This is a genomic window from Pseudomonas sp. R3-41 (assembly GCF_054161485.1).
Genome location: NZ_CP096421.1, coordinates 1,154,148 through 1,181,057, shown reverse-complemented (window position 1 = coordinate 1,181,057; position 26,910 = coordinate 1,154,148). Strand labels below are relative to the sequence as shown.

General features: G+C 60.4%; 26 protein-coding genes and 1 tRNA gene. 16 read left to right on the top strand and 11 right to left on the bottom strand.

The features are described 5' to 3' along the window. The first annotated feature begins 28 nt into the window (after nt 1-28). The 6 genes from M1D99_RS05325 (at nt 29) to M1D99_RS05300 (ending at nt 5,791) form a co-directional block, all read left to right on the top strand. The gene (locus M1D99_RS05325) at nt 29-1,015 is read left to right on the top strand and encodes an NAD(P)/FAD-dependent oxidoreductase (RefSeq protein ID WP_434574358.1); all 987 of its coding nucleotides are present in this window, start codon (nt 29-31) and stop codon (nt 1,013-1,015) included. A 176-nt stretch (nt 1,016-1,191) separates the two neighbouring features. Then, the gene (locus M1D99_RS05320; RefSeq protein WP_458131477.1) at nt 1,192-2,154 is read left to right on the top strand and encodes a YbgA family protein; all 963 of its coding nucleotides are present in this window, start codon (nt 1,192-1,194) and stop codon (nt 2,152-2,154) included. Then, complete coding sequence (locus M1D99_RS05315) at nt 2,154-3,098, top strand: MerR family transcriptional regulator (protein ID WP_458131476.1); 945 nt, start codon at nt 2,154-2,156, stop codon at nt 3,096-3,098. The genes M1D99_RS05320 and M1D99_RS05315 overlap by 1 nt, the downstream gene beginning before the upstream one ends. Before the next feature lie 12 nt (nt 3,099-3,110). Then, nucleotides 3,111-4,562 (top strand): deoxyribodipyrimidine photo-lyase, encoded by a 1,452-nt coding sequence (phrB, locus tag M1D99_RS05310; RefSeq protein ID WP_458131475.1) that lies wholly within the window; start codon nt 3,111-3,113, stop codon nt 4,560-4,562. A gap of 122 nt (nt 4,563-4,684) precedes the next feature. Then, nucleotides 4,685-5,458 carry an SDR family NAD(P)-dependent oxidoreductase gene (locus tag M1D99_RS05305; RefSeq protein WP_458131474.1) on the top strand — a complete coding sequence of 258 codons (774 nt, stop codon included), beginning with the start codon at nt 4,685-4,687 and terminating at the stop codon, nt 5,456-5,458. Between the two features lie 27 nt (nt 5,459-5,485). Continuing rightward, a complete protein-coding gene (locus tag M1D99_RS05300) occupies nt 5,486-5,791 on the top strand; it encodes a YkgJ family cysteine cluster protein (protein ID WP_434574353.1) in 306 nt (101 codons plus the stop codon). A gap of 117 nt (nt 5,792-5,908) precedes the next feature. On the opposite strand, the gene M1D99_RS05295 is transcribed toward M1D99_RS05300, so the two are convergent. The 6 genes from M1D99_RS05295 to hemA form a co-directional block, all read right to left on the bottom strand. Further along, nucleotides 5,909-6,427 (bottom strand): acyloxyacyl hydrolase, encoded by a 519-nt coding sequence (locus M1D99_RS05295; protein WP_186705011.1) that lies wholly within the window; start codon nt 6,425-6,427, stop codon nt 5,909-5,911. A gap of 114 nt (nt 6,428-6,541) precedes the next feature. Beyond that, nucleotides 6,542-7,333, bottom strand: a complete 792-nt coding sequence (murI, locus tag M1D99_RS05290; RefSeq protein ID WP_458131473.1) for a glutamate racemase — start codon at nt 7,331-7,333, stop codon at nt 6,542-6,544. Beyond that, entirely contained in the window at nt 7,326-8,081 is a 756-nt protein-coding gene (locus M1D99_RS05285; protein ID WP_434574352.1) for a molybdopterin-synthase adenylyltransferase MoeB, read from the bottom strand. Before M1D99_RS05285 ends, murI begins: the two co-directional genes overlap by 8 nt. Next, nucleotides 8,075-8,905 (bottom strand): peptide chain release factor N(5)-glutamine methyltransferase, encoded by an 831-nt coding sequence (gene prmC / locus M1D99_RS05280; protein WP_458131472.1) that lies wholly within the window; start codon nt 8,903-8,905, stop codon nt 8,075-8,077. The genes M1D99_RS05285 and prmC overlap by 7 nt, the downstream gene beginning before the upstream one ends. Nucleotides 8,906-8,919: 14 nt before the next feature. Continuing rightward, nucleotides 8,920-10,002: a peptide chain release factor 1 gene (gene prfA / locus M1D99_RS05275; protein ID WP_458131471.1), complete on the bottom strand. Its 1,083-nt coding sequence runs from the start codon at nt 10,000-10,002 to the stop codon at nt 8,920-8,922. Next, nucleotides 9,999-11,288 (bottom strand): glutamyl-tRNA reductase, encoded by a 1,290-nt coding sequence (gene hemA, locus M1D99_RS05270; RefSeq protein ID WP_186705006.1) that lies wholly within the window; start codon nt 11,286-11,288, stop codon nt 9,999-10,001. Before hemA ends, prfA begins: the two co-directional genes overlap by 4 nt. Nucleotides 11,289-11,460: 172 nt before the next feature. On the opposite strand from hemA, the gene M1D99_RS05265 reads away from it, so the two are divergent. The 8 genes from M1D99_RS05265 (at nt 11,461) to ychF (ending at nt 18,378) form a co-directional block, all read left to right on the top strand. Continuing rightward, entirely contained in the window at nt 11,461-13,185 is a 1,725-nt protein-coding gene (locus M1D99_RS05265) for a tetratricopeptide repeat protein (RefSeq protein ID WP_434574350.1), read from the top strand. Between the two features lie 4 nt (nt 13,186-13,189). Then, nucleotides 13,190-13,807: a lipoprotein insertase outer membrane protein LolB gene (gene lolB / locus M1D99_RS05260; RefSeq protein ID WP_186705004.1), complete on the top strand. Its 618-nt coding sequence runs from the start codon at nt 13,190-13,192 to the stop codon at nt 13,805-13,807. Nucleotide 13,808: 1 nt separating this feature from the next. Then, nucleotides 13,809-14,660, top strand: coding sequence for a 4-(cytidine 5'-diphospho)-2-C-methyl-D-erythritol kinase (gene ispE / locus M1D99_RS05255; protein WP_434574349.1), 852 nt, complete (start codon nt 13,809-13,811; stop codon nt 14,658-14,660). Between the two features lie 37 nt (nt 14,661-14,697). After that, nucleotides 14,698-14,772, top strand: a tRNA-Gln gene (locus tag M1D99_RS05250). Nucleotides 14,773-14,819: 47 nt separating this feature from the next. After that, nucleotides 14,820-15,761 (top strand): ribose-phosphate pyrophosphokinase, encoded by a 942-nt coding sequence (locus M1D99_RS05245; protein WP_003171603.1) that lies wholly within the window; start codon nt 14,820-14,822, stop codon nt 15,759-15,761. Nucleotides 15,762-15,901: 140 nt separating this feature from the next. After that, a complete protein-coding gene (locus M1D99_RS05240; protein ID WP_060740648.1) occupies nt 15,902-16,504 on the top strand; it encodes a 50S ribosomal protein L25/general stress protein Ctc in 603 nt (200 codons plus the stop codon). Between the two features lie 166 nt (nt 16,505-16,670). After that, nucleotides 16,671-17,255 carry an aminoacyl-tRNA hydrolase gene (gene pth, locus M1D99_RS05235; protein WP_003185374.1) on the top strand — a complete coding sequence of 195 codons (585 nt, stop codon included), beginning with the start codon at nt 16,671-16,673 and terminating at the stop codon, nt 17,253-17,255. Between the two features lie 22 nt (nt 17,256-17,277). After that, nucleotides 17,278-18,378, top strand: coding sequence for a redox-regulated ATPase YchF (gene ychF / locus M1D99_RS05230; protein ID WP_060740647.1), 1,101 nt, complete (start codon nt 17,278-17,280; stop codon nt 18,376-18,378). 94 nt (nt 18,379-18,472) lie between these two features. Here the strand turns inward: ychF and M1D99_RS05225 are convergent, their stop codons facing one another. Then, nucleotides 18,473-20,536: a calcium-binding protein gene (locus tag M1D99_RS05225; RefSeq protein WP_434574348.1), complete on the bottom strand. Its 2,064-nt coding sequence runs from the start codon at nt 20,534-20,536 to the stop codon at nt 18,473-18,475. 296 nt (nt 20,537-20,832) lie between these two features. Between M1D99_RS05225 and M1D99_RS05220 the strand changes: the two genes are divergently transcribed. Beyond that, nucleotides 20,833-21,000: a nucleoid-structuring protein H-NS gene (locus M1D99_RS05220; RefSeq protein WP_207966273.1), complete on the top strand. Its 168-nt coding sequence runs from the start codon at nt 20,833-20,835 to the stop codon at nt 20,998-21,000. A gap of 569 nt (nt 21,001-21,569) precedes the next feature. On the opposite strand, the gene M1D99_RS05215 is transcribed toward M1D99_RS05220, so the two are convergent. The 4 genes from M1D99_RS05215 to M1D99_RS05200 form a co-directional block, all read right to left on the bottom strand. After that, the gene (locus M1D99_RS05215; RefSeq protein WP_434574347.1) at nt 21,570-21,941 is read right to left on the bottom strand and encodes a c-type cytochrome; all 372 of its coding nucleotides are present in this window, start codon (nt 21,939-21,941) and stop codon (nt 21,570-21,572) included. 5 nt (nt 21,942-21,946) lie between these two features. Beyond that, nucleotides 21,947-22,534, bottom strand: coding sequence for a hypothetical protein (locus M1D99_RS05210; protein WP_434574346.1), 588 nt, complete (start codon nt 22,532-22,534; stop codon nt 21,947-21,949). 4 nt (nt 22,535-22,538) lie between these two features. Then, nucleotides 22,539-22,982 (bottom strand): DUF3592 domain-containing protein, encoded by a 444-nt coding sequence (locus M1D99_RS05205; RefSeq protein ID WP_434574345.1) that lies wholly within the window; start codon nt 22,980-22,982, stop codon nt 22,539-22,541. A gap of 264 nt (nt 22,983-23,246) precedes the next feature. Further along, a complete protein-coding gene (locus M1D99_RS05200) occupies nt 23,247-24,464 on the bottom strand; it encodes an MFS transporter (protein WP_186704999.1) in 1,218 nt (405 codons plus the stop codon). Nucleotides 24,465-24,793: 329 nt separating this feature from the next. Between M1D99_RS05200 and M1D99_RS05195 the strand changes: the two genes are divergently transcribed. Further along, nucleotides 24,794-26,851 carry a methyl-accepting chemotaxis protein gene (locus M1D99_RS05195; RefSeq protein ID WP_434574343.1) on the top strand — a complete coding sequence of 686 codons (2,058 nt, stop codon included), beginning with the start codon at nt 24,794-24,796 and terminating at the stop codon, nt 26,849-26,851. Nucleotides 26,852-26,910: the final 59 nt, after the last annotated feature.

Below are 26,910 nucleotides of genomic sequence, written 5' to 3'. Positions count from 1 at the left end.
TCTGTACAGAAAGGTAAACGAGGCCCTCATGACTGTACCTATCGCAATCATCGGCACCGGCATCGCCGGACTTTCAGCCGCCCAGGCCCTGACGGAGGCCGGGCATGTCGTTCAACTCTTCGATAAAAGCCATGGCAGTGGCGGACGCATGTCGAGCAAGCGCAGCGATGCCGGCGCGCTGGACATGGGCGCGCAATACTTCACCGCTCGCGACCGCCGCTTTGTCACGGAGGTCCAGCGCTGGCAAGCCAACGGCTGGGCCGCGGAATGGAACCCGCAGCTCTACAACTTCCAGAATGGACAATTGAGCCCATCGCCGGACGAGCAGACCCGCTGGGTCGGCACCCCGCGCATGAGCGCCATCACCCGCGCCTTGCTCGACAAGCTGCAAGTGCAGTTTTCCTGCCGGATCACCGAGGTCTACCGCGGCCAGGAACATTGGCATCTGCAGGACGCGGAAGGTTTCACCCATGGCCCCTTTGGCCAAGTGGTGATTGCCACACCCGCGCCCCAGGCCACCGCGTTGCTGGCGGCCGTACCGAAACTGGCTGCGGTGGCCGCCGGCGTGAAGATGGACCCGACCTGGGCCGTGGCGCTGGCTTTCGAAACACCGTTGGATACGCCCATGGAAGGCTGCTTCGTGCAGGACAGCCCGCTGGACTGGCTGGCACGCAACCGCAGCAAACCGGGACGCGACAGCAAACTCGACACTTGGGTACTGCACGCCACCAGCGACTGGAGCCGGCAGCACATCGACCTGTCCAAGGAAGCGGTGATCGAACACCTGCACGGCGCGTTCGCTGAACTGCTGCACAGTGCGATGCCCGCCCCGAGCTTCAGCGTGGCCCATCGCTGGCTCTACGCCCGCCCCGCCGGCAGCCACGAATGGGGCGCCCTGGCCGATGCCGACCTGGGCCTGTATGTATGCGGCGACTGGTGCCTGTCCGGCCGGGTCGAAGGCGCATGGCTCAGCGGCCAGGAGGCAGCACGCCGCCTGCATGCCAGCCTGCAGTAACATCGCGCGTTAGCGCTCGTCATCCGCTGCTGTCGAACGAGACAGCAGCCTGCCTGCGACACTCATTGCGTCAGTCCCTTCGATAAATCCAATTGACTTGCACACATTCGGACCTATGATGGAAATATTGTACAGAGCAAAAAATCTGTACAAGATTTAGCTATCAGAGGTCGCCCATGTCCAAAGCAGCCATCGCCAAACCCAGAATCGCCATCAGCTCCTGCCTGATGGGGGCTGAAGTTCGCTTCAATGGCGGGCACAAGCAATCGCCATTGTGCAGCCGCACCCTCGTCGAGTACTTCGATTTCGTGTCGGTGTGCCCTGAAGTCGCCATCGGCCTGGGCATTCCCCGGCAGCCGATCCGCCTGGTGGGCGACCCCGAACACCCCGAGGCGCTAGGCACGGTGAATCGCGACCTCGACGTGACCCGGCCACTGGCCGACTACGGGCGGCAAATGGCGGGTGAACTGGATGACATCTGCGGCTACATCTTCATGCAGAAATCGCCCTCCTGCGGACTGGAGCGGGTCAAGGTCTACGACCACAACGGCGTGACCCAGGACGGCGGCGGGCGCGGCATCTATGCCCAGGCCTTTTGCGAACGCCATCCCGACCTGCCGGTGGAGGAAGACGGTCGCCTCAACGACCCGGTGCTACGGGAAAACTTCCTGACCCGGGTGTTTGCCTATGCCGCCTGGCAATCCCTGCGCCGCCAGGGCCTGACCCGTCGCGACCTGATCGAATTTCACTCGCGCTACAAATACCTGCTCATGGCCCACAACCCGGAGCAGTACAAGGCCCTGGGCAAACTACTGGGCACCATGGGCAAGGCCGATGCCAACGAGCTAGGCCCACGCTATTTCAGCGCATTGATGGCCGCCCTGAAGAAATGCGCCACCCGCCGCACCCACACCAACGTGCTGCAACACCTGAGCGGGTATCTCAAGCGCGACATCGACGCCGAGGACAAACAGGAGGTGCAGCACCTCATCGGGCAATATCGCCTCGGCATCGTGCCCTTGGTAGTGCCGCTGACATTGCTCAAGCATCACCTGCGCCAGCACCCCGATCCTTACCTGGCGCAGCAGGTCTACCTGCAACCGCACCCGGAAAACCTTAGCTTGCGAAACGCTATCTAATGAAGAACGACCCCGACGCCAGCGCCCGCGAAGACTTGGGGGCCGATTTTGCCCAGGCCTTGGCCCAAGGCTGGCTGCCCATTCGCGAAGTCGCCCGGCAGACCGGGGTCAACGCCATCACGCTACGGGCCTGGGAGCGCCGGTACGGCCTGATCGTGCCGCACCGCACACCCAAGGGTCACCGACTGTTCAATGCCGAGCATGTACAACGGATCCGGAACATCCTCACGTGGATCGATCGTGGCGTTGCGGTGAGCAAGATCAAGCCGTTGCTGGACACACCAGCGCCGACCGAAACCACACAGCCGGCGGAGAACGACTGGCAGCGTCAGCGCCACGCCCTGGTGCTGGCGGTGACGCAACTGGCCGAGCGCCAGGTCGATGACCTGGTCAACCAGGCGATGGCGTTGTATCCGCCCTGGACCGTGTGCGAACAATTGCTCCTGCCATTGCTGGCCGACCTGCACCTGCGCTGGCAAGGTCAGTTCGGTGCGCAGTTGGAACGGGTTTTCCTGTACTCGTGGCTGCGCAGCAAGTTCGGCAGCCGGATCTATCACAACAACCGCCAGCTGCGCGGCGCGCCCCTGTTGCTGGTCAATCATTCGGACCTGCCCCTGGAGCCGCACCTGTGGCTCACCGCCTGGCTGGCCAGCAGCGCCGATTGCCCAGTGGAAGTGCTCGACAGCCCGCTCCCGGCGGGCGAGCTGGCCCTGGCGGTCGAACGTCTCAAGGCCCGTGGCGTCCTGTTGTATTCCAGTCACGCCCTCAACCCGTCCCAACTGCCCAGGCTATTGGGCGCAATTGATTGCCCAATCATCATTGCCGGCCCAGCCGCGTCGATCCACCACGCCCGGCTATCCACAGGCGTCTCGATGATCGAGGTGTCCTGGGCCGAAGACCCGCTATCGGCTCACCGCGAACTGAGTCGCCGAGAACTCCTTTAGATGAAGAACAGCATGCGATTGATCTGGCTGCGCAGCGACTTGCGCTTGCGCGACAACACCGCCCTGGCGGCCGCCGCAGCCCAAGGGCCCTGCGTGGCGGTGTACCTGACCAGCCCCGAGCAATGGCGGGCCCATGACGACGCACCGTGCAAGATCGATTTCTGGCTGCGCAACCTCGGCGCATTGAGCACGGCCCTGGATGAATTGAACATCCCGCTCTTGATTCGCGAGGCAGCGCACTGGCACCAGGCGCCACACGTATTGCTCACGCTATGTCGCGAACTGAACATCGGCGCCGTGCATGCCAACGAAGAATACGGCGTGAATGAAACACGACGCGACGCCGAGGTCGCCCATGCCTTGAATGACCAGGGCATCGAGTTTCACAGTCACCTCGATCAACTGCTGTTCAAGCCCGGCAGCGTGCTGACCAAGACCGGTAATTATTTCCAGGTGTTCAGTCAGTTCCGCAAGGTCTGCTACAACCGCCTTCATTACTCATTGCCGAGCCTGGTCGCCACACCGCCGCGGCAGGCGCCCACCGGCATTGCCCGCGACCCGGTGCCGACGCAAGTCGATGGATTCGCCCCGCCCAGTGAAGCATTGCGTGCCCTCTGGCCCGCCGGTGAAACCGAAGCCCGGCGGCGCCTGAACAGTTTTGTCGACCAGCACCTCGACGATTACCAGCACGAACGGGACTTCCCGGCCCGGCCCGGCACCAGCCAACTCTCGGCGTACCTGGTGGCTGGGGTGGTGTCGCCGCGTCAGTGCCTGCATGCAGCGCTGCAAGCCAACCAAGGAGAATTTGAAAGCGGAAATGCCGGAGTTGTGACCTGGATCAATGAATTGCTCTGGCGCGAATTCTATAAACATATTCTGGTGGGCTATCCACGCGTGTCGCGTCATCGCGCGTTCCGTCTGGAAACCGAGGCGCTGGCGTGGCGCAAGGCCCCCGCGGAACTGGAGGCCTGGAAACAGGCACGCACCGGCTTGCCGATCATCGATGCGGCCATGCGCCAATTGATGGAGACCGGCTGGATGCACAACCGTTTACGAATGGTCGTGGCCATGTTCCTGACCAAGAACCTGTTGATCGATTGGCGCGAAGGCGAGCGTTTTTTCATGCAGCACCTGATCGACGGCGACTTGGCCGCCAACAATGGCGGCTGGCAATGGAGCGCCTCCACTGGCACCGACTCGGCGCCCTGGTTTCGCATCTTCAATCCGTTGAGCCAGTCGGAAAAATTCGATCGCGAAGGATTATTTATCAAACATTGGTTACCTGAGTTGAACGATCTCGATAAACGAAGTGTCCACCGCCCTAATGTGCAAGGCGAATTGTTTGGCAATACAAACTACCCGGCACCGATTGTTGATCTGGCCCAATCCCGGGCACGTGCGTTGGCAGCGTTCAGAAACCTGTCGACGCGACAGGATGCAACCCTTGAGGGGCTGGGCGATTAGCGAACATGAAATTGCCGAGCGCCGGGATGCATTTTTTAACCGATGACATATATTCGTACTAACCGCAGGGACTCTGCTGAAAGCGGTGTATCAGAGCCCTGCGCAAACGAAAGGAGTATGGAATGGGTCTACGACCGCCACGGCGCTATTGGCTTACCGGAGCTGGCAACGGAATCGGCGTTTCGTTGGCTGAAGCGATACTCGAGACGGGTGCCTACCTGGCCGTCAGTTCGAACTCGGCCCGATCCTGCGAAACCCTTTCGATACGTTATCCCGGACAGGTGCTGATAGCGCCCGGCAATTTGACCGACAGCCAGACCGTGCGCGAGATCGGCGAACACATCACTCGACAATGGGGCGCGCTGGATCAGGTGATCCTCAATGCCGGCACTGCTGAGTACGTTGACGGGCAGCCCGCCGATCACACATTGATCGAGCATATCGTGCGCAGCAACCTGCTGGCCGCCAGTTTCTGCATCGAAGTGGCGATGCCCTTGTTGCGCGCCGGGATCGAGCCTCATCTGGTGGGTATTGCCAGCCCGGCGACCTACCTGCCGCCTTCACAAATCGAAGCGGGGGGCAACGGGATGCGTCATCTGTTGGAATCGGCTCGGACAGAACTGGCCGGCGCCGGCATCGACGTGACCTTGGTACATCCTGGCTTCGATGGCCCATCGCTGGGGGCCGACAATTGTTTCCCAGCCCCGACTCACTGGTCGCCAGAAGAAGCGGCGCGGCATGTGCTCAATCACTTGGTCGAACGCCCCCGGGAAGTCGCCCTCCCCATCGCGGCCATGACCACGCTCTGGCCCTTGCCTTCATCCACCGAAACCCTGCCGGCCGACATCGACTCATGCCAGGCAAAAAACAGCTATCCGATCAAGGGACGCCCCTGAGCCGCCGATTGCCTTACACTGCGCGCCATGAAAACCATCCCCCTCCATGAAATCCCCGCACCGGCCGTCACGTGCTCGACGTGCGCGGCGTGCTGCTGCCAGTTGGAAGTGATGCTGATCACCGACACCGGGGTCCCGGAGCGTTTTATCGACACGGACGACTGGGGTGGGGAAGTGATGCTGCGGCTTGACGACGGATGGTGCGCTGCCCTGGATCGCGACAGCATGATGTGCACCATCTACGAAAGGCGCCCGCTGATCTGCCGCGAGTTCGAGATGGGCGCACCGGAATGCTTGGAGGAACGCCAGGGCATTGCGACGGCGTATCGGTAGGAAATAGACCCGTTTTTTGTGGGAGCGGGCTTGCTCGCGAAAGCGTCGGACCAGCCAGCACTGAAGTGACTGACACTACGCTTTCGCGAGCAAGCCCGCTCCCACAGTATTAAAGTGTTACAACGGCATCGTGTAATGCAGCGCGTAGCTTTCCACACCGTCGTTGGTCGACTTGATGCCCGCGTTGGAGTAGTGAGTGGCGCGAATGCCCACTTCATGCCCACCATTGAAGCGCAGGCCGAACCCGATGCGATCTTCGAACTGGAAGGCCGTGCCGAGCTTGTTGTCTTCCACTTGGGTATTGGCGAACAACGCGACACCGACACCCGCCTCGATGTAAGGCTTCACGTTCTGGCCGGAAAATTCGTACACGAACACGGGCGAGAACGACAGGCTGTGGTTGCTGGATGCTTCGTCCCCGTCCCAATAGGTATAGGCGCCGCTCCAGTAGCCGGTCAGGCGGCCGACATCACTCTGCAACCAACTCTTGTCCCAGTCGAACTGCATGCCCAGGCGATAGGTCATGGTCGAGTCGCTGGTCTGGCCCACCCCAAACTCCACACCCGCTGCCTGCGCAGTGTAAGTGTGCCCCAACAACGCAGCCGCAAACGCGGCAAAGCAGAATAAGCGCTTCATTAGAAACATCCTTTTCCGAACAGACTTAGTAGATTTTGTTACAAACACTCAAAGCTATAGAAATCCACGCTAAAACAGAAGTTCAGCAGGAATTACATAATTTTCACGTTTTTTTTACAGCTCGAAGCTTCGCACAACGCCAGACGAATGCCATAGCGTTGGTAGGATTTTTCTTAGATGTATCGGATCGGCACTCGTCCAGAAGTGCGTTTCGCTGGCAGGTCCTTCAGACAACAACCCTCGCTCAATCAACAGGCGTTGAAGTTGCCGGGCCACCGCCGCCCCCGTGTCGATGAGGCTGATATGTTCAGGAATCATCCTCTCGAGCAATGGCTTGAGGAACGGATAGTGCGTGCACCCCAGGATCAGCGTATCGCAACCGGCCGCCAGCAACGGCTCGATGTACTGTTGCAGCAGTTGATACAGGGCTGGGCTTTGCAGGTCACCCGTTTCGATCAGTTCCACCAAACCCGGACACGGCTGCGTGATGACCCGCACATCGCTGGCGAATCGGTCGAGCAGCGCGGCGAACTTGGCGCTCTGCAAAGTGCCGGTGGTGGCCAATACGCCGACGATACCGCTGCGGGTTGCGGCGGCCGCCGGCTTGACCGCCGGCTCCATGCCAACGATGGGCCACTGGGGAAAATCACGGCGCAGGTCGGCAACGGCAGCCACCGTTGCGGTGTTGCAGGCAACGACCAACGCCTTGGCGCCCTGGCCCAGGAGAAAGTCAGCAATGATCGCGCAGCGTTGCCGGATGTATTCCGGGGTCTTTTCGCCGTAGGGAATATGCCCACAGTCTGCCACGTACAACAGCGACTCATTGGGCAGCAGTCGACGGATCTCCCCCAGTACCGACAGCCCGCCGACACCCGAGTCGAGCACACCGACCGGCGCTTCACTCATGTGGATCACCGCAGACGCTGCAACCTGGGTCACGCTTGACCCGCAGCTCACGGAACCGTGTACCCAAGGCATCGATCAACAGCAGACGCCCCACCAGCGGCTCACCGAAGCCGGCGAGCAACTTCAAGGCTTCAAGGGCTTGCAAGCTGCCCACCAAGCCCACCAGCGGCCCGATCACACCGGCTTCGCTGCAGGTCAGCTCGGCTTCGCTGCCGTGGCCGTAGAGGCAGTGATAACAAGGGCTTTCAGAGCGGCGCGGGTCGAAGACCGACAACTGCCCTTCCAGGCGAATCGCCGCGCCACTGACCAACGGCTTGCCCGCCGCGACACAGGCCGCGTTCACCGCTTCGCGGGTCGAGAAGTTGTCCGAGCAGTCGAGCACCACATCCACCGCCCCGACCGCCGCGGCCAGGCTGTCTTCGTCCATGGCCGCTCGGTGAGGCACCAACCGAACCTCGGGGTTGATCGCCCCCAGGCGCCGCATCGCCGAATCGACCTTGCTCAGGCCGACGCTGTCGGTGTCGTGGATGATCTGGCGTTGCAGGTTGGTCAGGTCGACGCTGTCGAAATCCGCCAGGTGCATCTCGCCCACGCCAGCGGCAGCCAGGTACAACGCCACCGGGGCGCCGAGCCCGCCGAGCCCGATGATCAACACCCGGCTTTGCTTGAGACGCAACTGGCCGTCGATGTCGACGTGCTGCAACAGAATCTGCCGGCTGTAGCGCAACAGCTCCTGATCGTTCAGCACGGCAGGCACCCCAGGCTGATGCGTTCATGAGCGCCGAGGTCCTTGCGGCTGTGGACTTGCGTGAAACCTTGGGCGCTCAGCAAATCGCGCACCGCTTCGGCCTGATCGTATCCGTGCTCTAGCATCAGCCAGCCACCCGGTTCCAGGTGAGCCGGGGCCTCGGCCACGATCTGGCGCAGATCGTCGAGCCCGTCGGGCCCGGCCACCAAGGCACTGGCCGGCTCGAAACGCACGTCGCCCTCGGCCAGGTGCGGATCGCTGGCCGCAATGTACGGCGGGTTGCTGATGATCAACTGGAAACGCTCGCCTTCCAAAGCGCTGAACCAGTGGCTGCTCGACACCGTGACGTTGCGCAGGTCCAGGCGCTGGCGATTGCGTTCGGCCAAGGCTACGGCTTCCAACACCCGGTCGACCGCCGTGACCTTCCAGGCCGGGCGCTCGCTGGCCAAGGCCAGGGCAATCGCGCCGCTGCCGGTGCCCAGGTCCAGGACCCGGGCCGGTGTCGCCGGCAACAAGGCCAGCGCGGTTTCCACCAGCAGCTCGGTGTCGGGACGCGGGATCAGGGTATGGGGCGCGACTTCCAGGTCGAGCTTCCAGAAGCCTTGTTGCCCAAGAATGTAGGCCACCGGCTCGCCGGAACGCCGCCGCCGCAGGTATTCGGAGAACAGCAACGCCGCCTCGCTGGGTACGATCCGCTCCGGCCAGGTGTGCAGGAAGCTGCGGGACTTGCCCAGGGCAGCGGCCAGCAACAACTCGGCGTCCAGCCGTGGCGTGGGTGAATCCGGCAGTTCGGCGGCGCGTAACAGACTGGCGATGATGGTCATTTATTCACCTGTGCTCACTCGCCAATCGCCGCCAACTGGTCGGCCTGGTATTCGGCCAACAACGGCTCGATCACCGCATCGACACCACCGGCAAGGATCTCGTCCAGGGAATACAGGGTCAGGTTGACGCGATGGTCGGTGACTCGGCCCTGGGCGAAGTTGTAGGTACGGATCCGCTCGGAACGATCGCCCGAGCCCACCAGCAACTTGCGTTCGCTGGCGATGGCGTTGGCGGCGGCACTGGTCTGTTGGTCGTTGAGCTTGGCCGACAACCAGGCCATGGCCCGCGCACGGTTCTTGTGCTGGGAACGTTCTTCCTGGCACTCGACCACGATGCCCGAGGGCAAGTGCGTGATACGGATCGCCGAGTCGGTCTTGTTGACATGCTGGCCGCCCGCGCCGGAGGAACGGTACGTGTCGACCCGCAGGTCCGCCGGGTTGATCTCGATGGCTTCCTGTTCGTCCGGCTCAGGCAATACCGCAACGGTGCAGGCCGAGGTGTGGATGCGTCCCTGGGATTCGGTGGCCGGCACGCGTTGCACACGGTGGGCGCCGGATTCGAACTTCAGCTTGCCGTAGACATTGTCGCCCTCGACCCGGGCGATGACTTCTTTATAGCCGCCGTGTTCGCCCTCGTTCTCCGAGAGAATTTCCACCCGCCAACCGCGACGCTCGGCATAACGCGAATACATGCGGAACAGGTCGCCAGAAAAAATCGCCGCCTCGTCGCCGCCGGTGCCGGCACGGATCTCAAGGAACACGTTGCGCCCGTCATTCGGGTCCTTGGGCAGCAGCATGCGTTGCAGGCTGCTTTCCAGTTCGAGCAATTGCTCCTTGGCTTCGCGGACTTCCTCCACGGCCATTTCACGCATGTCCGGGTCGCTGTCCTTGAGCAGCGCCTGGGCGCCTTCGAGATCGCCCTGCACTTTAAGCAACTGTTTATAATTGGTAACAATCGGCTCGACTTCCGCGTATTCCTTGGAATAGGTGCGGAATTTGTTCTGGTCGGAAATGACTTCGCCATCGCCCAGCAAGGCGGTCAGTTCTTCGAAACGGTCCTGGAGGATGTCCAGTTTGTTGAGCAGTGACGCTTTCATTGCGGTTTTTTATCCGAAAAGCTATCCGGTGAACCCTCACCGAGGGCAAAGAGTTCCTGGGCCATGGCCAGCGCATCGAGGCGGCCCTCGGCGGTCAGTTTCTTGAGCTGGACACTGGGGGCATGGAGCAATTTGTTGGTCAGGCCGCGGGCCAGTTGCACCAGCACCTCTTCGGCACTGCCGCCGTTGGCCAGCAGGCGCTGGGCCTTTTGCAGCTCCTCGTCGCGCAGGCGCTCGCTCTGTTGACGATACGCCTTGAGCACATCCACCGCAGCCAGCTCGCGCAGGCGCACCATGAAGTCCTCGGCGCCGACACTGATCATCTCCTCCGCCGCCTGGGCCGCGCCCTGCCGGCTCTTCAGGTTTTCGGCAACTACCTCGTGCAAGTCGTCGACGCTGTAGAGGTAAACGTCGTCCAACTCGCCGACTTCCGGCTCGATGTCCCGGGGAACGGCGATGTCCACCATGAAAATCGGCTTGTGCTTGCGCAGCTTCAGGGCACTTTCCACGGCGCCCTTGCCAAGAATCGGCAACTGGCTGGCGGTGGAACTGATGACGATGTCGCTGTGCACCAACTCGGCGGGAATGTCCGACAGCAGCACCGCATGGGCACCGAACTGTTCGGCCAGGGTACTGGCCCGTTCCAGGGTGCGGTTGGCAACGACGATACGTTTCACACCCAGGTCATGGAGATGGCGGGCGACCAGGGTGATGGTCTCGCCGGCGCCGATCAGCAGCGCCTGGCTGCGTTGCAAATCACTGAAAATCTGTTTCGCCAGGCTGACCGCGGCAAACGCCACGGACACCGGGTTCTCGCCGATGGCGGTGTCGGTGCGCACCTGTTTGGCGGCGTTGAACGTCGCCTGGAACAGGCGCCCCAGCAGCGGGCCGACGGTGCCGGCCTCGCGGGCCACGGCGTACGCCGACTTCATCTGGCCGAGAATCTGTGGCTCGCCCAGCACCAGCGAATCGAGCCCCGAGGCGACGCGCATCATGTGACGAACGGCCGCATCGTCTTCGTGCACATAAGCACTGGCGCGCAGCTCTTCAAGGCTCAAATCATGGTATTCGGCCAACCAGCGCAACACTGAATCGGACGAAACGTGATCCTGTTCTATATAGAGCTCGCTGCGATTGCAGGTGGAGAGGATCGCAGCTTCGCGGCTGTCGGTGAGTCGGCAGAGCTGCTGCAAGGCCTCGACCAGCTGCTCAGGCGTAAAGGCCACGCGCTCGCGGACGTCTACTGAAGCAGTCTTGTGGTTGATACCGAGTGCAAGGAAGGCCATTCAAGGTCGCTGATGGTGACGTGAAGCCGGCAATTGTCCTACTTCGTCAGATCCAGAACAACTACTCCATCTCTATCGCCCGGCCCTGGAGGGTAAATCGACGGGGCGGTTATGTTTGCCCCAAGGCTTGTGTCATGATGATCCGACCGCAGGTTAGTCGTCCTCTTCCTATATGAATAGATCTTCCGCGTTGCTCCTCGCCCTTGCCTTGCTCAGCGGCTGCCAGTCCATGGCCCCCGTTTCGACGGACGGTACGCCGCCAGTCGAAGACAGTGTGCAGGCCCCTGAAAAACCCAAGGTCTACGGCTCCTTCAGCGAAGAAACCATCTTCAGCCTGTTGAGCGCCGAACTGGCAGGCCAGCGCAATCGCTTCGACATTGCGCTGGACAACTACGTGACCCAGGCCATCAATACCCAGGACCCGGGCATCTCCGAGCGGGCATTTCGCATTGCCGAATACCTGGGCGCCGACCAACCCGCGCTCGATACGGCGCTGATCTGGGCCAGGAATGCCCCGGACGACCTCGAAGCGCAGCGCGCCGCCGCCGTGCAACTGGCCCGGGCCGGGCGCTACGACGACTCCATGGTGTATATGGAGAAAGTCCTGCTGGGCAAGGGCGACACTCATTTCGATTTCCTGGCGCTGTCCGCCGCCGACACCGACCAGGAAACCCGCAACGGCCTGATGAAAAGCTTCGATCGCCTGTTGCAGCGCCACCCGAACAACGGCCAGCTGATTTTCGGCAAGGCCCTGCTGTTGCAACAGGACGGTGACGCCCAGGGCGCCCTCACCCTGCTGGAAGACAACCCGCCGGAAGCCGGCGAAGTGGCGCCGATCCTGTTACGGGCACGCCTGCTGCAAGGCTTGAACCGTGGCGACGAAGCGCTGCCGCTGCTGCAAAAAAGCATCAAGAAGTATCCGGACGACAAGCGCCTGCGCCTCACCTACGCCCGCATGCTGGTGGAAAACAACCGCATGGACGACGCCAAGGTGGAGTTCTCCAGCCTGGTCCAGCAATACCCGGAAGACGACGAGTTGCGCTATTCCCTGGCGCTGGTCTGCCTGGAAGCCAAGGCCTGGGAAGAGGCCAAGGGTTACCTGGAAGATCTGATCGCCCGGGAAAGCCATGTCGACTCGGCCCACCTGAACCTGGGTCGCATCGCCGAGGAACGCAATGACCCCGAGAGCGCACTGATCGAGTACGCCCAGGTCGGCCCGGGCAACGATTATCTGCCGGCACAGTTGCGCCAGGCCGATATCCTGATCAGCAATGGCAAGACCGCCGATGCCCAGAGTCGCCTCGCCGTACAACGTGACTCCCAGCCCGACTACGGGATCCAGCTGTACCTGATCGAAGCCGAAACCCTGTCGGCCAACAACCAGGGCGACAAGGCCTGGAACGTACTGCAACAAGCCTTGAAGCAATACCCGGACGATCTGAACCTGTTGTATACCCGCGCCATGCTGGCGGAAAAACGCAATGACCTGGCCCAGATGGAAAAAGACCTGCGCCTGATCATCCAGCGCGATCCGGACAACGCCATGGCCCTTAACGCCCTGGGCTATACGTTGTCGGATCGCACCACCCGCTACGACGAGGCCAAGCTGCTGATCGAACAGGCCCACCAGATCAATCCGGAAGACCCGGCGGTACTCGACAGCCTTGGCTGGGTGAATTACCGCCTGGGCAATCTCGACGAAGCCGAACGCCTGTTGCGCCAGGCCCTGGAGCGCTTTCCCGACCAGGAAGTCGCCGCGCACCTGGGCGAGGTCCTGTGGGCCAACGGCAAACAACGCGAAGCCCGGCAGATCTGGAGCCGATTCCTCAAGGATCAGCCCGACAGCCCTATCTTGCGCAGCACCATCAAACGCCTGACCGGATCCGAGACTCTTTAAGATTATGTTTTTGCGCCATCTCATCGTGTTCAGCTTCATTGCCCTGCTCGCCGGTTGCGCGGGCTTCGGCGCCCGTGAATCCGTCCAAGGCCAGGGCAACCAGGCCCAGTGGCGCGAGCACAAGCAGCAACTGAGCGGCCTGGACGGCTGGCAGATCGACGGCAAGATCGGCATCCGCGCCCCGAAAGACTCGGGCAGTGGCACGCTGTTCTGGCTGCAACGCCAGGACTACTACGATATTCGCCTGTCGGGCCCGCTGGGTCGTGGTGCGGCCCGCCTGACCGGCCGACCGGGCCAGGTTTCGCTGGAAGTCGCCAACCAGGGGCGCTACGAGGCGCCCAGCCCCGAAGCGCTGCTGGAAGAACAACTGGGCTGGAAACTGCCGGTTTCCCACCTGACCTGGTGGGTTCGTGGATTGCCGGCACCGGACAGTAAAAGTCGCCTGACACTCGACGCCGACAGCCGCCTGTCCAACCTGGAACAGGACGACTGGCAGATCGAATACCTCAGTTATGCCCAGCAGAACGGCTACTGGCTGCCCGAACGCATCAAGCTGCACGGCAGCAACCTCGACGTCACACTGGTGATCAAGCAATGGCAGCCGCGCAAGCTGGGGCAATGAGATGACCGCTGCACGCCTGACCCTGCCCTCTCCGGCCAAGCTCAACCTGATGCTGCACATCCTCGGTCGCCGCCCGGACGGCTACCACGAGTTGCAGACAATTTTTCAGTTCCTGGACTACGGCGACGAGATCACCTTTGCCGTGCGCGACGACGGCGTGATTCGCCTGCACACCGAATTCGAAGGCGTCCCCCACGACAGCAACCTGATCGTCAAGGCCGCGCAAAAACTCCAGGCGCAATCCGGTTGCGCGCTAGGCATCGATATCTGGATCGAAAAAATCCTGCCCATGGGCGGCGGCATTGGCGGCGGCAGCTCGAATGCGGCGACGACTTTGCTGGGCCTCAATCACTTGTGGCGGTTGGACTGGGACATCGATCGCCTCGCGGCGCTGGGCCTTTCCCTGGGCGCCGACGTGCCGGTTTTCGTGCGTGGCCACGCCGCTTTTGCCGAAGGCGTTGGGGAAAAACTCACCCCGGTGGAACCCGAAGAACCCTGGTACGTGGTGCTGGTGCCGCAAGTCTCTGTAAGTACAGCAGAAATTTTTTCAGATCCACTGTTGACACGTAACTCTCCTCCCATTAAAGTGCGCCCCGTTCCCAAGGGAAACAGTCGAAATGACTGCTTACCGGTGGTAGCAAGGCGTTATCCAGATGTTCGTAACGCTTTGAATTTGTTAGGTAAATTTACCGAAGCAAAACTCACCGGAACTGGAAGTTGTGTGTTTGGGGGCTTCCCAAGCAAAGCTGAAGCTGATAAAGTCTCGGCCCTTCTGACAGAGACCCTTACAGGGTTTGTAGCAAAAGGAAGCAACGTTTCGATGTTGCATCGCAAGCTGCAAGACCTGCTCTAAAAGGAATCGAGTGCTGGGCACTCGCAGCAACAGATACAGGGGCGTCGCCAAGCGGTAAGGCAGCAGGTTTTGATCCTGCCATGCGTTGGTTCGAATCCAGCCGCCCCTGCCATTTTCCTATACTCATCCAGGTATACCCTCAGCCTTCAGGTACTGCGCGTGTCCAAGATGATGGTCTTTACGGGGAACGCTAACCCCGATCTGGCTCGGCGTGTCGTACGTCAGCTGCATATCCCTCTCGGTGACATTTCTGTCGGTAAGTTCTCCGACGGCGAAATCACTGCCGAGATCAATGAGAACGTTCGCGGTAAAGACGTCTTCATTATTCAGCCGACTTGCGCTCCGACCAACGATAACCTGATGGAACTCGTCGTGATGGCTGATGCCTTCCGCCGTTCCTCGGCTACTCGTATCACTGCTGTTATTCCTTACTTTGGTTATGCCCGTCAGGATCGCCGTCCGCGTTCCGCACGTGTGGCGATCAGCGCGAAAGTCGTGGCTGATATGCTGACCGTAGTCGGCATCGACCGTGTCCTCACGGTTGATTTGCATGCTGACCAGATCCAGGGTTTCTTCGATATCCCCGTGGATAACATCTACGGCTCCCCGGTCCTGGTGGATGATATTGAAGATCAGCGCTTCGAAAACCTGATGATCGTGTCCCCGGACATTGGTGGCGTCGTGCGTGCACGGGCTGTTGCCAAATCCCTGGGAGTGGATCTGGGTATCATCGACAAACGTCGTGAGAAAGCCAATCACTCCGAAGTGATGCATATCATCGGCGACGTCGAAGGGCGCACCTGTATCCTGGTCGATGACATGGTCGATACCGCCGGCACCCTGTGCCACGCGGCCAAGGCCCTGAAAGAGCATGGCGCTGCCAAGGTCTTTGCCTACTGCACACACCCTGTGCTGTCGGGTCGAGCGATCGAGAACATTGAAAATTCCGTGCTGGACGAGCTGGTGGTGACCAACACCATCCCGCTGTCCGCTGCAGCACAAGCCTGTGCGCGTATCCGCCAACTGGATATCGCACCGGTAGTTGCCGAAGCGGTTCGCCGCATCAGCAATGAAGAATCGATCAGTGCGATGTTCCGTTAAGGGCCCTGCCCTTTCCAGAAGATCTCGTTGACGAAAAGCGCCCCGCCCCAACACTCATGTTGGGGCGGGGCTTTTTTGCCCATACCGCTTTGGCGTCGGTCGCAGACGTCATTCGGAAATGGCTATTTTGGAGATACAACATGAACGATTTTACTCTGAATGCTGAAGTGCGTTCCGACCTGGGGAAAGGTGCGAGCCGCCGCCTGCGTCGTCTCGCAAGCCTGGTTCCAGCTGTAGTCTACGGTGGCGACAAAGCCCCTGAGTCCATCAGCATGCTGGCCAAAGAAGTTGCCAAGCTGCTCGAAAACGAAGCGGCCTACAGCCACATCATCGAGCTGAACGTTGGCGGCACCAAGCAAAACGTCGTGATCAAAGCCCTGCAGCGTCACCCGGCCAAAGGCCACGTGATGCACGCTGACTTCGTCCGCGTTGTTGCCGGTCAGAAGCTGACTGCTGTTGTTCCAGTGCACTTCATCAACGAAGCTGCCCCGGTCAAGAAAGGCGGCGAGATCTCGCACGTGACTTCCGAGCTGGAAGTGTCCTGCCTGCCGAAAGACCTGCCTGAATTCATCGAAGTCGACCTGGCTGACGCCGAAGTCGGCACGATCATTCACCTGTCCGACCTCAAGGCCCCTAAAGGCGTTGAGTTTGTTGCTCTGGCACACGGCGATGACAAGGCTGTTGCCAACGTCCACGCTCCACGTGTTGCTCCAGAAGCCACTGAAGAAGGCGCTGCAGAGTAATTTCACTCTGTCGCCGGAGTGACCGGAAACATCGCGGACTGGAACGTAGCGAGACAGCGGGCGAGAACGCGAAGTTTACTTAACGGTAGATCCGCCATTTTCGTCCACTGTCGCAACAACGCCTGATTGCGACATTGTTATCCACACTCCAGGAAGGGCCCCTATCGTGACTGCCATTAAACTGATCGTTGGCCTGGGAAATCCAGGCGCTGAATACGAACAGACCCGGCATAACGCAGGGGCCCTTTTTGTTGAGCGCATCGCGCACGCACAAGGCGTCAGCCTGGCTGCCGATCGCAAGTATTTCGGCCTGACCGGGCGCTTCTCGCACCAGGGTCAGGATGTTCGCCTGTTGATTCCCACCACCTATATGAACCGCAGCGGCCAGGCCGTGGCGGCATTGGCCGGTTTCTTCCGCATCAAGCCTGAAGAAATCCTGGTGGCCCACGACGAACTCGACCTGCCTCCGGGCGTTGCCAAGCTCAAGCAAGGCGGCGGCCATGGCGGTCACAACGGCTTGCGCGACATCATCGCGCAACTGGGTAATCAGAATACCTTTCACCGCCTGCGGCTCGGCATCGGCCACCCGGGCGTTGCCAGTATGGTTTCAAACTTTGTCCTGGGTCGTGCGCCTCGCGCCGAACAGGAAAAACTCGATGCCAGCATCGACTTTGCCCTCGGCGTGCTGCCGGATATCCTCGCCGGTGAATGGAACCGTGCGATGAAAAACCTGCACAGCCAGAAGGCCTGACACTTATCCGAGGGGAAACACCATGGGATTCAATTGCGGCATCGTCGGCCTGCCTAACGTCGGCAAGTCCACCCTGTTCAACGCCCTGACCAAATCCGGTATTGCGGCCGAGAACTTCCCCTTCTGCACCATCGAGCCGAACAGCGGCATCGTACCGATGCCCGATCCGCGCCTGGAAGCCTTGGCGGCGATCGTCAACCCCAAGCGCATACTGCCGACCACCATGGAATTCGTCGACATCGCCGGCCTCGTGGCCGGTGCGTCGAAAGGTGAAGGCCTGGGTAACAAGTTTTTGGCCAACATCCGTGAAACCGATGCCATCGCCCACGTCGTGCGCTGCTTCGAAGACGAGAACGTGATTCACGTCTCCAACAGCGTCGACCCGAAACGCGACATCGAAATCATCGACCTGGAACTGATTTTCGCCGACCTCGACAGCTGTGAAAAACAACTGCAGAAAGTCGCCCGTAACGCCAAGGGCGGCGACAAGGACGCGGTTGTCCAGAAAGGCCTGCTGGAACAGTTGATCGCCCACTTCACCGAAGGCAAGCCTGCGCGTAGCCTGATGAAGAACATGAGCACTGACGAGAAGCTGGTGATCAAGGGCTTCCACCTGCTGACCACCAAGCCGGTCATGTACATCGCCAACGTCGCTGAAGACGGTTTCGAGAACAACCCGCACCTGGACGTGGTCAAGGCCATTGCCGAAGAAGAAGGCGCCATGGTCGTGCCGGTCTGCAACAAGATCGAAGCGGAAATCGCCGAGCTGGACGACGGTGAAGAAAAGGACATGTTCCTCGAGGCCCTGGGCCTGGAAGAGCCCGGCCTGAACCGCGTGATCCGCGCGGGCTACGAGATGCTCCACCTGCAGACCTACTTCACCGCCGGTGTCGAAGAAGTCCGCGCCTGGACTGTGCGCGTCGGTGCCACTGCACCGCAAGCCGCTGGTGTGATCCACACCGACTTCGAGAAAGGCTTCATTCGCGCCGAAGTCATCGCCTACTCGGACTTCATCCAGTACAAGGGCGAAGCGGGCGCCAAGGAAGCGGGTAAATGGCGTTTGGAAGGCAAGGAATACATCGTCAAGGATGGTGACGTTATGCATTTCCGCTTCAACGTCTGACGCTTTTTCATATCAGGTCATTGGGGGCGATCAACGTCCTCAGACCCCATCGCGTGGCAGCTACTCGCTGCCACGCGACCGTCTGGAGCCGACGTCAGGTCAATAAATGCCCTGGATCGGCCTCGGGCGCTACCCCGATCAGCCCTATCTCGGCGTCGGGAGCAAAGATCATGTCATCCTCATCAAGGCTTTCTCGCCAGTCCCCAGCAAGCGCGACCTGGAATCGGTGGCCTTGTGCATCCGCCTCCACATCCCTCAGGTAAGTGCGGTCCAGTTCGTTGTTATAAACCATCTCCAGCGTAGTGCCCGTACCCTCTCCGAAGCCGGTATAGCCCAGGGCCGATACATCGATCTTGTCGTCAACGGTAAAGCCTTCGATAAGATCGGCAAAGCTATGGCTGTCCGTACGATAGCTGTCCTCGGTAGAGAGATAGCGGAACACGTCGGCGTTTTCACGGTTATCTGTCCACAACGAAATGTCGGTTCTATCTCCGCCGTTGAGACGGTCTGCACCCGCGTCACCGATGATGACATCAGCGCCAGCACCGCCATTGATACGGTCATTGCCGTCCAGGCCATAGATGATTTCCGACAAGGCAGAACCGGTAATCGTATCTTTACCAGACGTCCCTTCGACAGTGGGTGCGGTGAACACCACGTTAGAGCTGTCCAATTGCCCCGACAGGTTGCCATCCAAGATCAGTTCAAACCGTTGTCCAGAGGCATCAGCGTCGTAGTTCTTGAGGTAGGTGCGAGTGCCGTCTGAGCTCGCCATGACAGCCAAGGTGCCGCCATGGCCGTCGCCAATGCCGGTGAAGCCCAGGCCAATCAGGTCGATGCGGTCCTGAGAGGCGTCGAAGTCCATGACCCGGTCGCTGTTGTTTTGCGTGGTCGTGCGGAAACTGTCGCTCAGTTCGGCGAAGCGGAAAATGTCAGCGCCAGCGCCGCCCTGCAGAACGTCGCGTCCGCCGTTGCCTTGGAGCACATCATCACCCGCCAAGCCGTGGATGATTTCAGCGGTATCGCTCCCCTGCAGGATTTCTTCGCCGGCGTATCCGTCCACATGGAGCTTGCCATCCTGGCTGCCGAAGCCGGTATCCACACTGCCATCCGCGTTCAAACGGATGACGCTGAAATCTCCGTTGCTCGTGCCAGCGGCGAGGATCTTGCCATCCTCTTGCACTGTCAACGCCACAGGCGTGTCGGCCTCGAAGGTCACCCTACCCTTGGAGCCAAAGCTGGCATCGAAGGAGCCATCAGCGTTAAGCCGCGCGAGAGTAGCCAAAGTATCGCCTTCGCCATGACCCATCACGATAATCTTGCCGTCAGCCTGTACGGTGACCACGGAGTCTTCGCCAAAACCCATGGCAGCGTTCAAGGAGAGGACACCATCATCACCGAAACGGGTATCCAGCTGACCGTCGGGGTTGAAGCGCTGTAGGGTGTACGTCGGATCGCCCACGCCGGCGGCATTGTATGCAGCCCCGACCACAACACTTCCATCTGCCTGCACCGCAGTAGATATCCCTCCGTTGTAGTAAGCGTCTTCGGGAATCTTGACAGTCAGCACGCCATTTTCGCCAAAGCCATCGACGAAAGTGCCGTCATTGCCGATCCTTGTCACTGTGGCCTGATCAAATCCACGGGCGCTGACCTGGAATGTGCCATCCGTATTCGCCGTCAGGTCGATGTCCTTGAAGTCGTGGCTGATGTCGACCGTAATAGCGCCATTTTGGCCAAAGCTGGCATCGCGCGTCCCGTCGCTGTTGAAGCGCTCCACCTGTACGCCGGTGTCCAACGCAACGGCGACAAGCACCTTGCCATCGGTCTGCACCGCCGTCAGCTCGTAGCGCGACGCCGGGGCTATCGCAGCAGGTACGATGTCGATGCCACCTTCATGGAAGCTGGTGTCCAGGCTACCATCGGCGTTTAGCCGGACAACGGAATGCTTCTGTTCGTAACCGTAGCTTTCTTCGCCTGGCGCTCCGGGGTATCCCCATGCCAGGTACTCGGTATAGCCTCCAACCAATATCTTGCCGTCCGGTTGGATAATGATGCTCTGGTTATTATCGAGCTGGCCGGTGAGGTCGACCTGGACAGTGCCCGGGCCAGTTATCACGGTATGGGTATTTGCCATCGTGCTATCGCTGGTTGCCATGGGTTAATCCTTTAACGGGTGTTGGATTCGTCACTCTAGTAGAGCAGTAAAGATTTGCACGCCGCCCCAGCGTTGGCATGAGCGGAGTTCGACCAGTGGTTTGTTGAAGCCGACGAGAAGGGACACTTCCGCTTTAACGTCTAACTTGCACGTGGTGTTGCGGGGGATGAGGTGTATATCCGTTATTTAGGTAACGGCTACTTATGGTTCCGCTCTTACAGCGGGTCACTTTCGAAAAGCGCGAAAGTAACCAAAGCGCTTCTGCCCCACCACTCGGTGCCTCGCTAGGGCTCGGCATGCCCTCACTCCGGCATTGCTCCGTGGGCCGCCGCGAAGGGCCATCCATGGCCCAGCGCGGCTATCCCGGCATCCATGCCGGGATGCCCACTCCACAACGCCTGCGTTCGGCCAGCGTGGTTAACGGGGCGCCCGAGATCAACGTCCACCGCGAGGCGGCCTTATAGCCGACCTGGCTCTGGATGGGACCGCGTTTCTCCTGTGGGAGCGAGCTTGCTCGCGAAAGCGGTATCACAGCCAATGAAGTTGTTGAATGTACAGGCCTCTTCGCGAGCAAGTTCGCTCCCACAGGTTTTGTGGTGTACATGAGTTTTGTGTCTGCAGAAGATTATGTGTGGGAGCGAGCTTGCTCGCGATAGCGGAGGCTCAGACAAATAGATGCTGGCATGTATCTCTTGCTCTTGCTCTTGCTCTTGCTTCTGATCTTGATCTTGATCTGAAGGCCCCGTTAAACCACGCTGGCCGAACGCAGGTATTGCGCAGTGGGCACCTCGGCATGGATGCCGAGGTAGCCGCGCTGGGCCATGGATGGCCCTTCGCGGCGGCCCACGGAGCAATGCCGGAGTGAGGGCACACCGAGCCTAGGCGAGGTGCCGAGTGGTGGGGCAAGAGCGTTTTGGTTACTTTTGCGCTTCTCAAAAGTGACCCGCTGTAAGAGCGGAACCATAAGTAGCCGTTACCTAGATAACGGATATACACACAAGATCATCAACAACACGCAAAAAAGCCCCGAAAGTCACCGGCCTTTGAAAATCACACCACTCATATACTGATTCAAATCGCGAAAGTCCTTAACGCCCCAATCAAACGGCACTAACTTCACACCATTCTCTTTCAACGTCCTGGGAATCAAGTCTCCATTAGGACGAAGTATTACCGACGACACAATAACCCCCGGATAAACCCTCAGACGCTCCTTGAAAGCCGCAGTCGTAAGATCAGGCGTAGGAGGATTGCTCTTATGAGCCAAAGGCCCTGTTCCCTTGAGGTCCACCCCATGGCACATCACACATCGCTGCAAATAGATATTTTTCCCATTGGCATTATCCGCAAAGGACAGCGATGTTTGAATCAGCGACAAAATCCCTAGCGAAGCAATGACTGACATTCTCACTAGAACAGGTAACCCATATAGATCGCCGCACCACCACCGGCCTGCAACCCAGCGTTCACACCCGCCATGACCACCGCCCCCTTGGCCGAGCGCGCCAGTTGCCGGTTGACCGTGGTCGACGCAATGAGCGAAGTCGCCGGGTTGGCGCTCAAGGCCACCGATAACGCCAGCAACTTGGGGTCGAGCCCGAACAGCAGGGCCGTGGCCGAACCGCCGACCACCAGGCCCACGCCCACCTCGGTATACATGCAAGGACCCGTGATGTCGTCGCTGGTCAGGTCGCGATTGACCAAGGCGTCGCTGACAAACACCTTGCCGGTGCTGGGAAACGCCTCCGCCGCACCGGCCGCAGCCACACCCTTGCCCTTGATCTGGATATTGATCTTGCCGAAGCGTGGCAGCCTTGCGCCAAACCCGACACCCACGCCAACACCGCCATAGCGATAGCTGACGTCCTCGCCCTGGGGCGAACGCAGGATAATCGAGCCGCCACTGCCCGCCACCATGACCACGGTCAGACCGCCACCGCTGGCGGTCTGGTACTGCCAGCGACTTTCATTGACCGGGAGAGGGATGTTGTAGCTCATACGTTCAAAGTCCTTTATGTGAATGAACCGCACCGCGGCCGCGTTGACGGAAAGCTTTTAGCAGGCCGACAAGGGTGAACACCAAACCGATGAACCCCAGCACCCCGGAGGTCCCCCACAGTGCTGACGGGGCATCGACGATGGCGCTGCCAGCCGGCTGCTCGGGCAAGTAGTGCACGCGCACCGGTTGGTCTTTCTGGTAACCGAAGATAAAACCGCCCTGGGGATAGGATATTTTTTCGCCGCTGACGGTGGTGAAGGCGATTTCAGGATGCGAACCACCAGCATTCAAATGGCTGACGATGCCATCGGCGGTCTGTGCCTGGGCGAGAAAGTCGCGTCGATCAAGGGTGAGGTTGACGGCAATGCCCAACAAGCCAACGCCAATCAGAGAAAAAAGCAGGCCCAGCAGTAGGGTCCCGATGCGTGACGGGGTGTCGTTAGCCATGGCTTGTCCCGGTATTCGTCCATGAAAGAAGGCGGCGAGAATAACAAAAAGCCAGGCTATGGCGTATCACTGGATTTGAATGCAGGGCTACGGTGTTGGGTCAGTTTGAAATGATGCTGGAGATACCGACGCCTTCGCGAGCAAGCTCCCACAAATGGATTCTCGATGTTCGCAAGCGCCTGAACACCACTGAACCTGTGGGAGCGAGCTTGCTCGCGATAGCGGCGGCTCAGCTCACATAGATGTTCAAACCTCTCGTCCCTCTCAAGCCTTCCGGGTCCTCGGCAAGAAAATCGCCAACACCCCGAGCAACGGCAGGAACGAGCACAGCCAGTACACATACTCGATGCCACGGATGTCCGCCAGGTGCCCCAGCAACGCGGCGCCAATCCCACCGAAACCAAACATCAGCCCGAAGAACACGCCGGCGATCATCCCGACGTTGCCCGGCACCAGTTCCTGGGCGTACACGACGATGGCCGAGAACGCCGAGGCCAGGACGAAACCGATGACCATGCTGAGAATGCTGGTCCACAGCAGGTCTACGTGAGGCAGGATCAGCGTGAACGGTGCCACGCCGAGGATCGAGAACCAGATCACCGCCTTGCGCCCGATCCTGTCGCCAATCGGCCCGCCAAAAAAGGTCCCAGCCGCCACCGCGCCGAGAAACAGGAACAGGTGCAACTGCGAAGAGGCCACCGACAGGTCAAACTTCTCGATCAGGTAGAACGTGAAGTAGCTGGTAAAACTGGCCATATAGAAGTACTTGGAAAACACCAGCAGCCCCAGCACCACCAGGGCACTCAAGACTCGGCCCTTGGACAACCCATGAGTGGCCGCCTGGCCTTGCTTGAGCTTGAACAGGTTCAGGTGGTTGGCGTACCAGCGGCTGATGCGGTACAGCACGTACAACGCAAACAGGGCGAACAGCCCGAACCAGGCCACATTGCCCTGCCCGTAGGGAATGATGATCGCCGCCGCCAGCAGCGGGCCGAAGGCGGAGCCGGCATTACCGCCCACCTGGAACGTCGATTGCGCCAGCCCGTAGCGGCCACCCGAGGCCAGTCGCGCCACCCGCGACGCTTCCGGGTGGAAGGTCGACGAACCAATGCCGATCAACGCAGCCGCCAACAGGATCAAGGCAAAACTGCCGACCATGGACATCATCACAATGCCGATCAGCGTGCACACCGTCCCGGCCGGCAACAGCCACGGCTTGGGGTGCCGGTCGGTGTGATAGCCGACCCACGGCTGCAACAAAGATGCGGTCAATTGGAACGTCAGGGTGATCAGGCCAACTTGGGTGAAGGTCAGGCCATAGCTGTCCTTGAGCATTGGATAGATCGACGGCAGCACCGCCTGGATCAAGTCATTGATCAAGTGCGCCAGCGCCACGGCGCCGATGATGCGCATGACCAATGGGCTGCTTTGCGCCGGGGCGGCAACGGCCGAGGTGTCGGCTTGGGTATTGCTGATAGCCATGGGGTTTCCATACGACAGAGGGTGCACACGGGCAGGTGCGTCAATGTGCCATTTTTCGGTGCGACAAGGCTATCCCCTTAGCTTGCTATCGACCTTGAAAAATTGTCGAATTCCAAGGTGATAGCCCAACGCCATGGTCTGAATCTTGCCTTGTTAATGAGCTATAACGCGGCTTCTTACAAAGGGGACCGAGAATGGGAAGTTTCGCTACAGAGCAGGCCTACCGAGCCGATTTGGACAAACTTTCGAAGCCTTTTAAAAGGGCACCCGTTTTAGCACTGTGTAAAAACGCACAAAAACAGTACAGGGGTGTTCAGGGGAGTATGGGCATGCAGGCTTTTCTATCACCGGGAATCAGGTTGTTGGGGCGTTTCGGCTTCGCCCGCAAATTCCAATTGCTGTTCCTGCTATTTATCCTGCCGCTCATGGGCAGCCTGTGGCTCATCGGCCAGGATTATCGCGACAAACTCAGCCTGATTTCCGGGGAACGCGCCGGGGTGCGCCAATTGCTGGCCCTGGATAACCTCGACAACCTGCTCACCGCCCAGCGCAACCGCGCCGCCCGCTGGCGTGCCACCGAGACCAATCGGCAGCCGACACCCGCGACGCTGGCCGCCATGGCGGCGTACGATGCAGTGCAACCGGCCCTCAACCAGGCCGCCAGTGACCTGGCCTCTACCCTGCAAACCGCAGGGGCCGAAGCCGACACCCTCGCCCGTTATCAAACCCTGCAAACCAGCCTCAACAGCCTGGACTCGAAAAGCCTGGGCAGCGTGGGTTGGTGGCCGGATGGCTATGACCGCTTCACCGCAGCGCTCAGCGCCCTGCAAGCGTTGCGCGAACAAATGGTCATGGATAACCGCCTGACCCTCGCCTCCTGGCTGGAGACTTATCTGTTGACCCAGATTTCCACCCAGCAGACGCCGGACCTGATCGAACGGGTCGGCCGTCTGGCCAGCGTCGGCCAGGCCTCCGTGGTGTCGGGCCAATTCACCTTGCAGAGCCGCCTGCAACTGCGGGACCTGCGCAGCCGTATCGGCGACGCCCGGGATCAACTGGTCAAGACCGGAACATTGCTGGAAACCCGCCTGCCCAGCGACCTGCAGACGTGGGCTGGACAATTCCAAGGCAGCCTCAAGCACTTGGACGCCGGCCTCAAAGTCCTGGATGACGGCGTGTTCGGCGGCGCCATCAATCTGAAGCCGGAAGACTTCGAAAAACACATGGATGCCCTCCTCGCCGACCTGGCGACCCTGCGGCAACAATCGCTGGTGGCGCTGGATACGCGACTGGACCACTACTACGGCTCGGCGATTCGCCAGTTCATCCTGGTCGCGACGGTCCTCGGCTGCCTGCTGCTGGCCGCGCTGTATCTTTTTGTCTGCCTGCAAGCGTCGATCCGGCGCAGCGCCAGCGGTATCACCTTACTGGCCGAGGCCCTGCGCGACGGCAATCTCAGCTTGCAAGTACCGGTGCAAGGGCGCGATGAACTGGCGGCCATCAGCACCGCCCTCAACGTCGCCGTGGTGCAGTTGCGCAACAGTCTGCTGGGGGTGGATCACGAGACGTTGCAGTTGAGCAACGCCGTGCGCACCCTCAATACACACTCCAGCGGCGCCCTGGGAGAAGTCGAGGCCCAGCAAATACAGATCAGCCAGATCGCCGCCGCCGCGACGCAACTGGCCGCCACCTCCCAAGGCGTGGCAAAGAGCTGTGAACAAGCTTCCGACAGCGCCCAGCAAACCCGGCGCATCGCCGCCGACAGCAGCCGCGACAGCCAGCGCACCACGGCGAGTATCCAGCAGCTCAACCAACGGCTCAACGAAACCGCCGCCGCACTGGGGCGGGTCAGCGAACAGGGGCAACAGATCCAACTGGTGGTCGATACCATTCGTGGCGTCGCCGAGCAGACCAATCTCCTGGCCCTCAATGCCGCTATCGAAGCGGCTCGCGCCGGCGAACAAGGCCGCGGTTTCGCGGTGGTCGCCGATGAAGTGCGCAGCCTGTCGCAACGCACCCAGTCCTCCACGCAACAAATTGCCGGCACCGTCGACAGCCTGCGCGCCACGGTCAACGAAGCCGTCAGCCTGATGGAAGCCGCCTGCGGCCAAGCCCAGACCGACGCCCAAGCCGTCACTGGCCTCGGCGAGCGACTGGGCGAAATTGCCAGCGCCGTGCAAAGCGTCACCGACACCCTGGCGCAAATCGCCACCGCCGTGGATGAACAAGCCAGCACCGCCGACGAAGTCAGCGGCAATATCCAACAGGTCGACCAGGCGGCCATGCGCTTGCTCGAAGGCGCACGGGCCGTGAACGTGGCGGCCGATACCTTGAGCCAGGGAAGCCAGGCCTTGAGTGCCAACACAGGGAGATTTCAGCTCGGCTGACAGGGATTTGCAGCGAGGATTGTTAAGCGGTTGAAAGCGCAGAGAAATATTTCAGATTT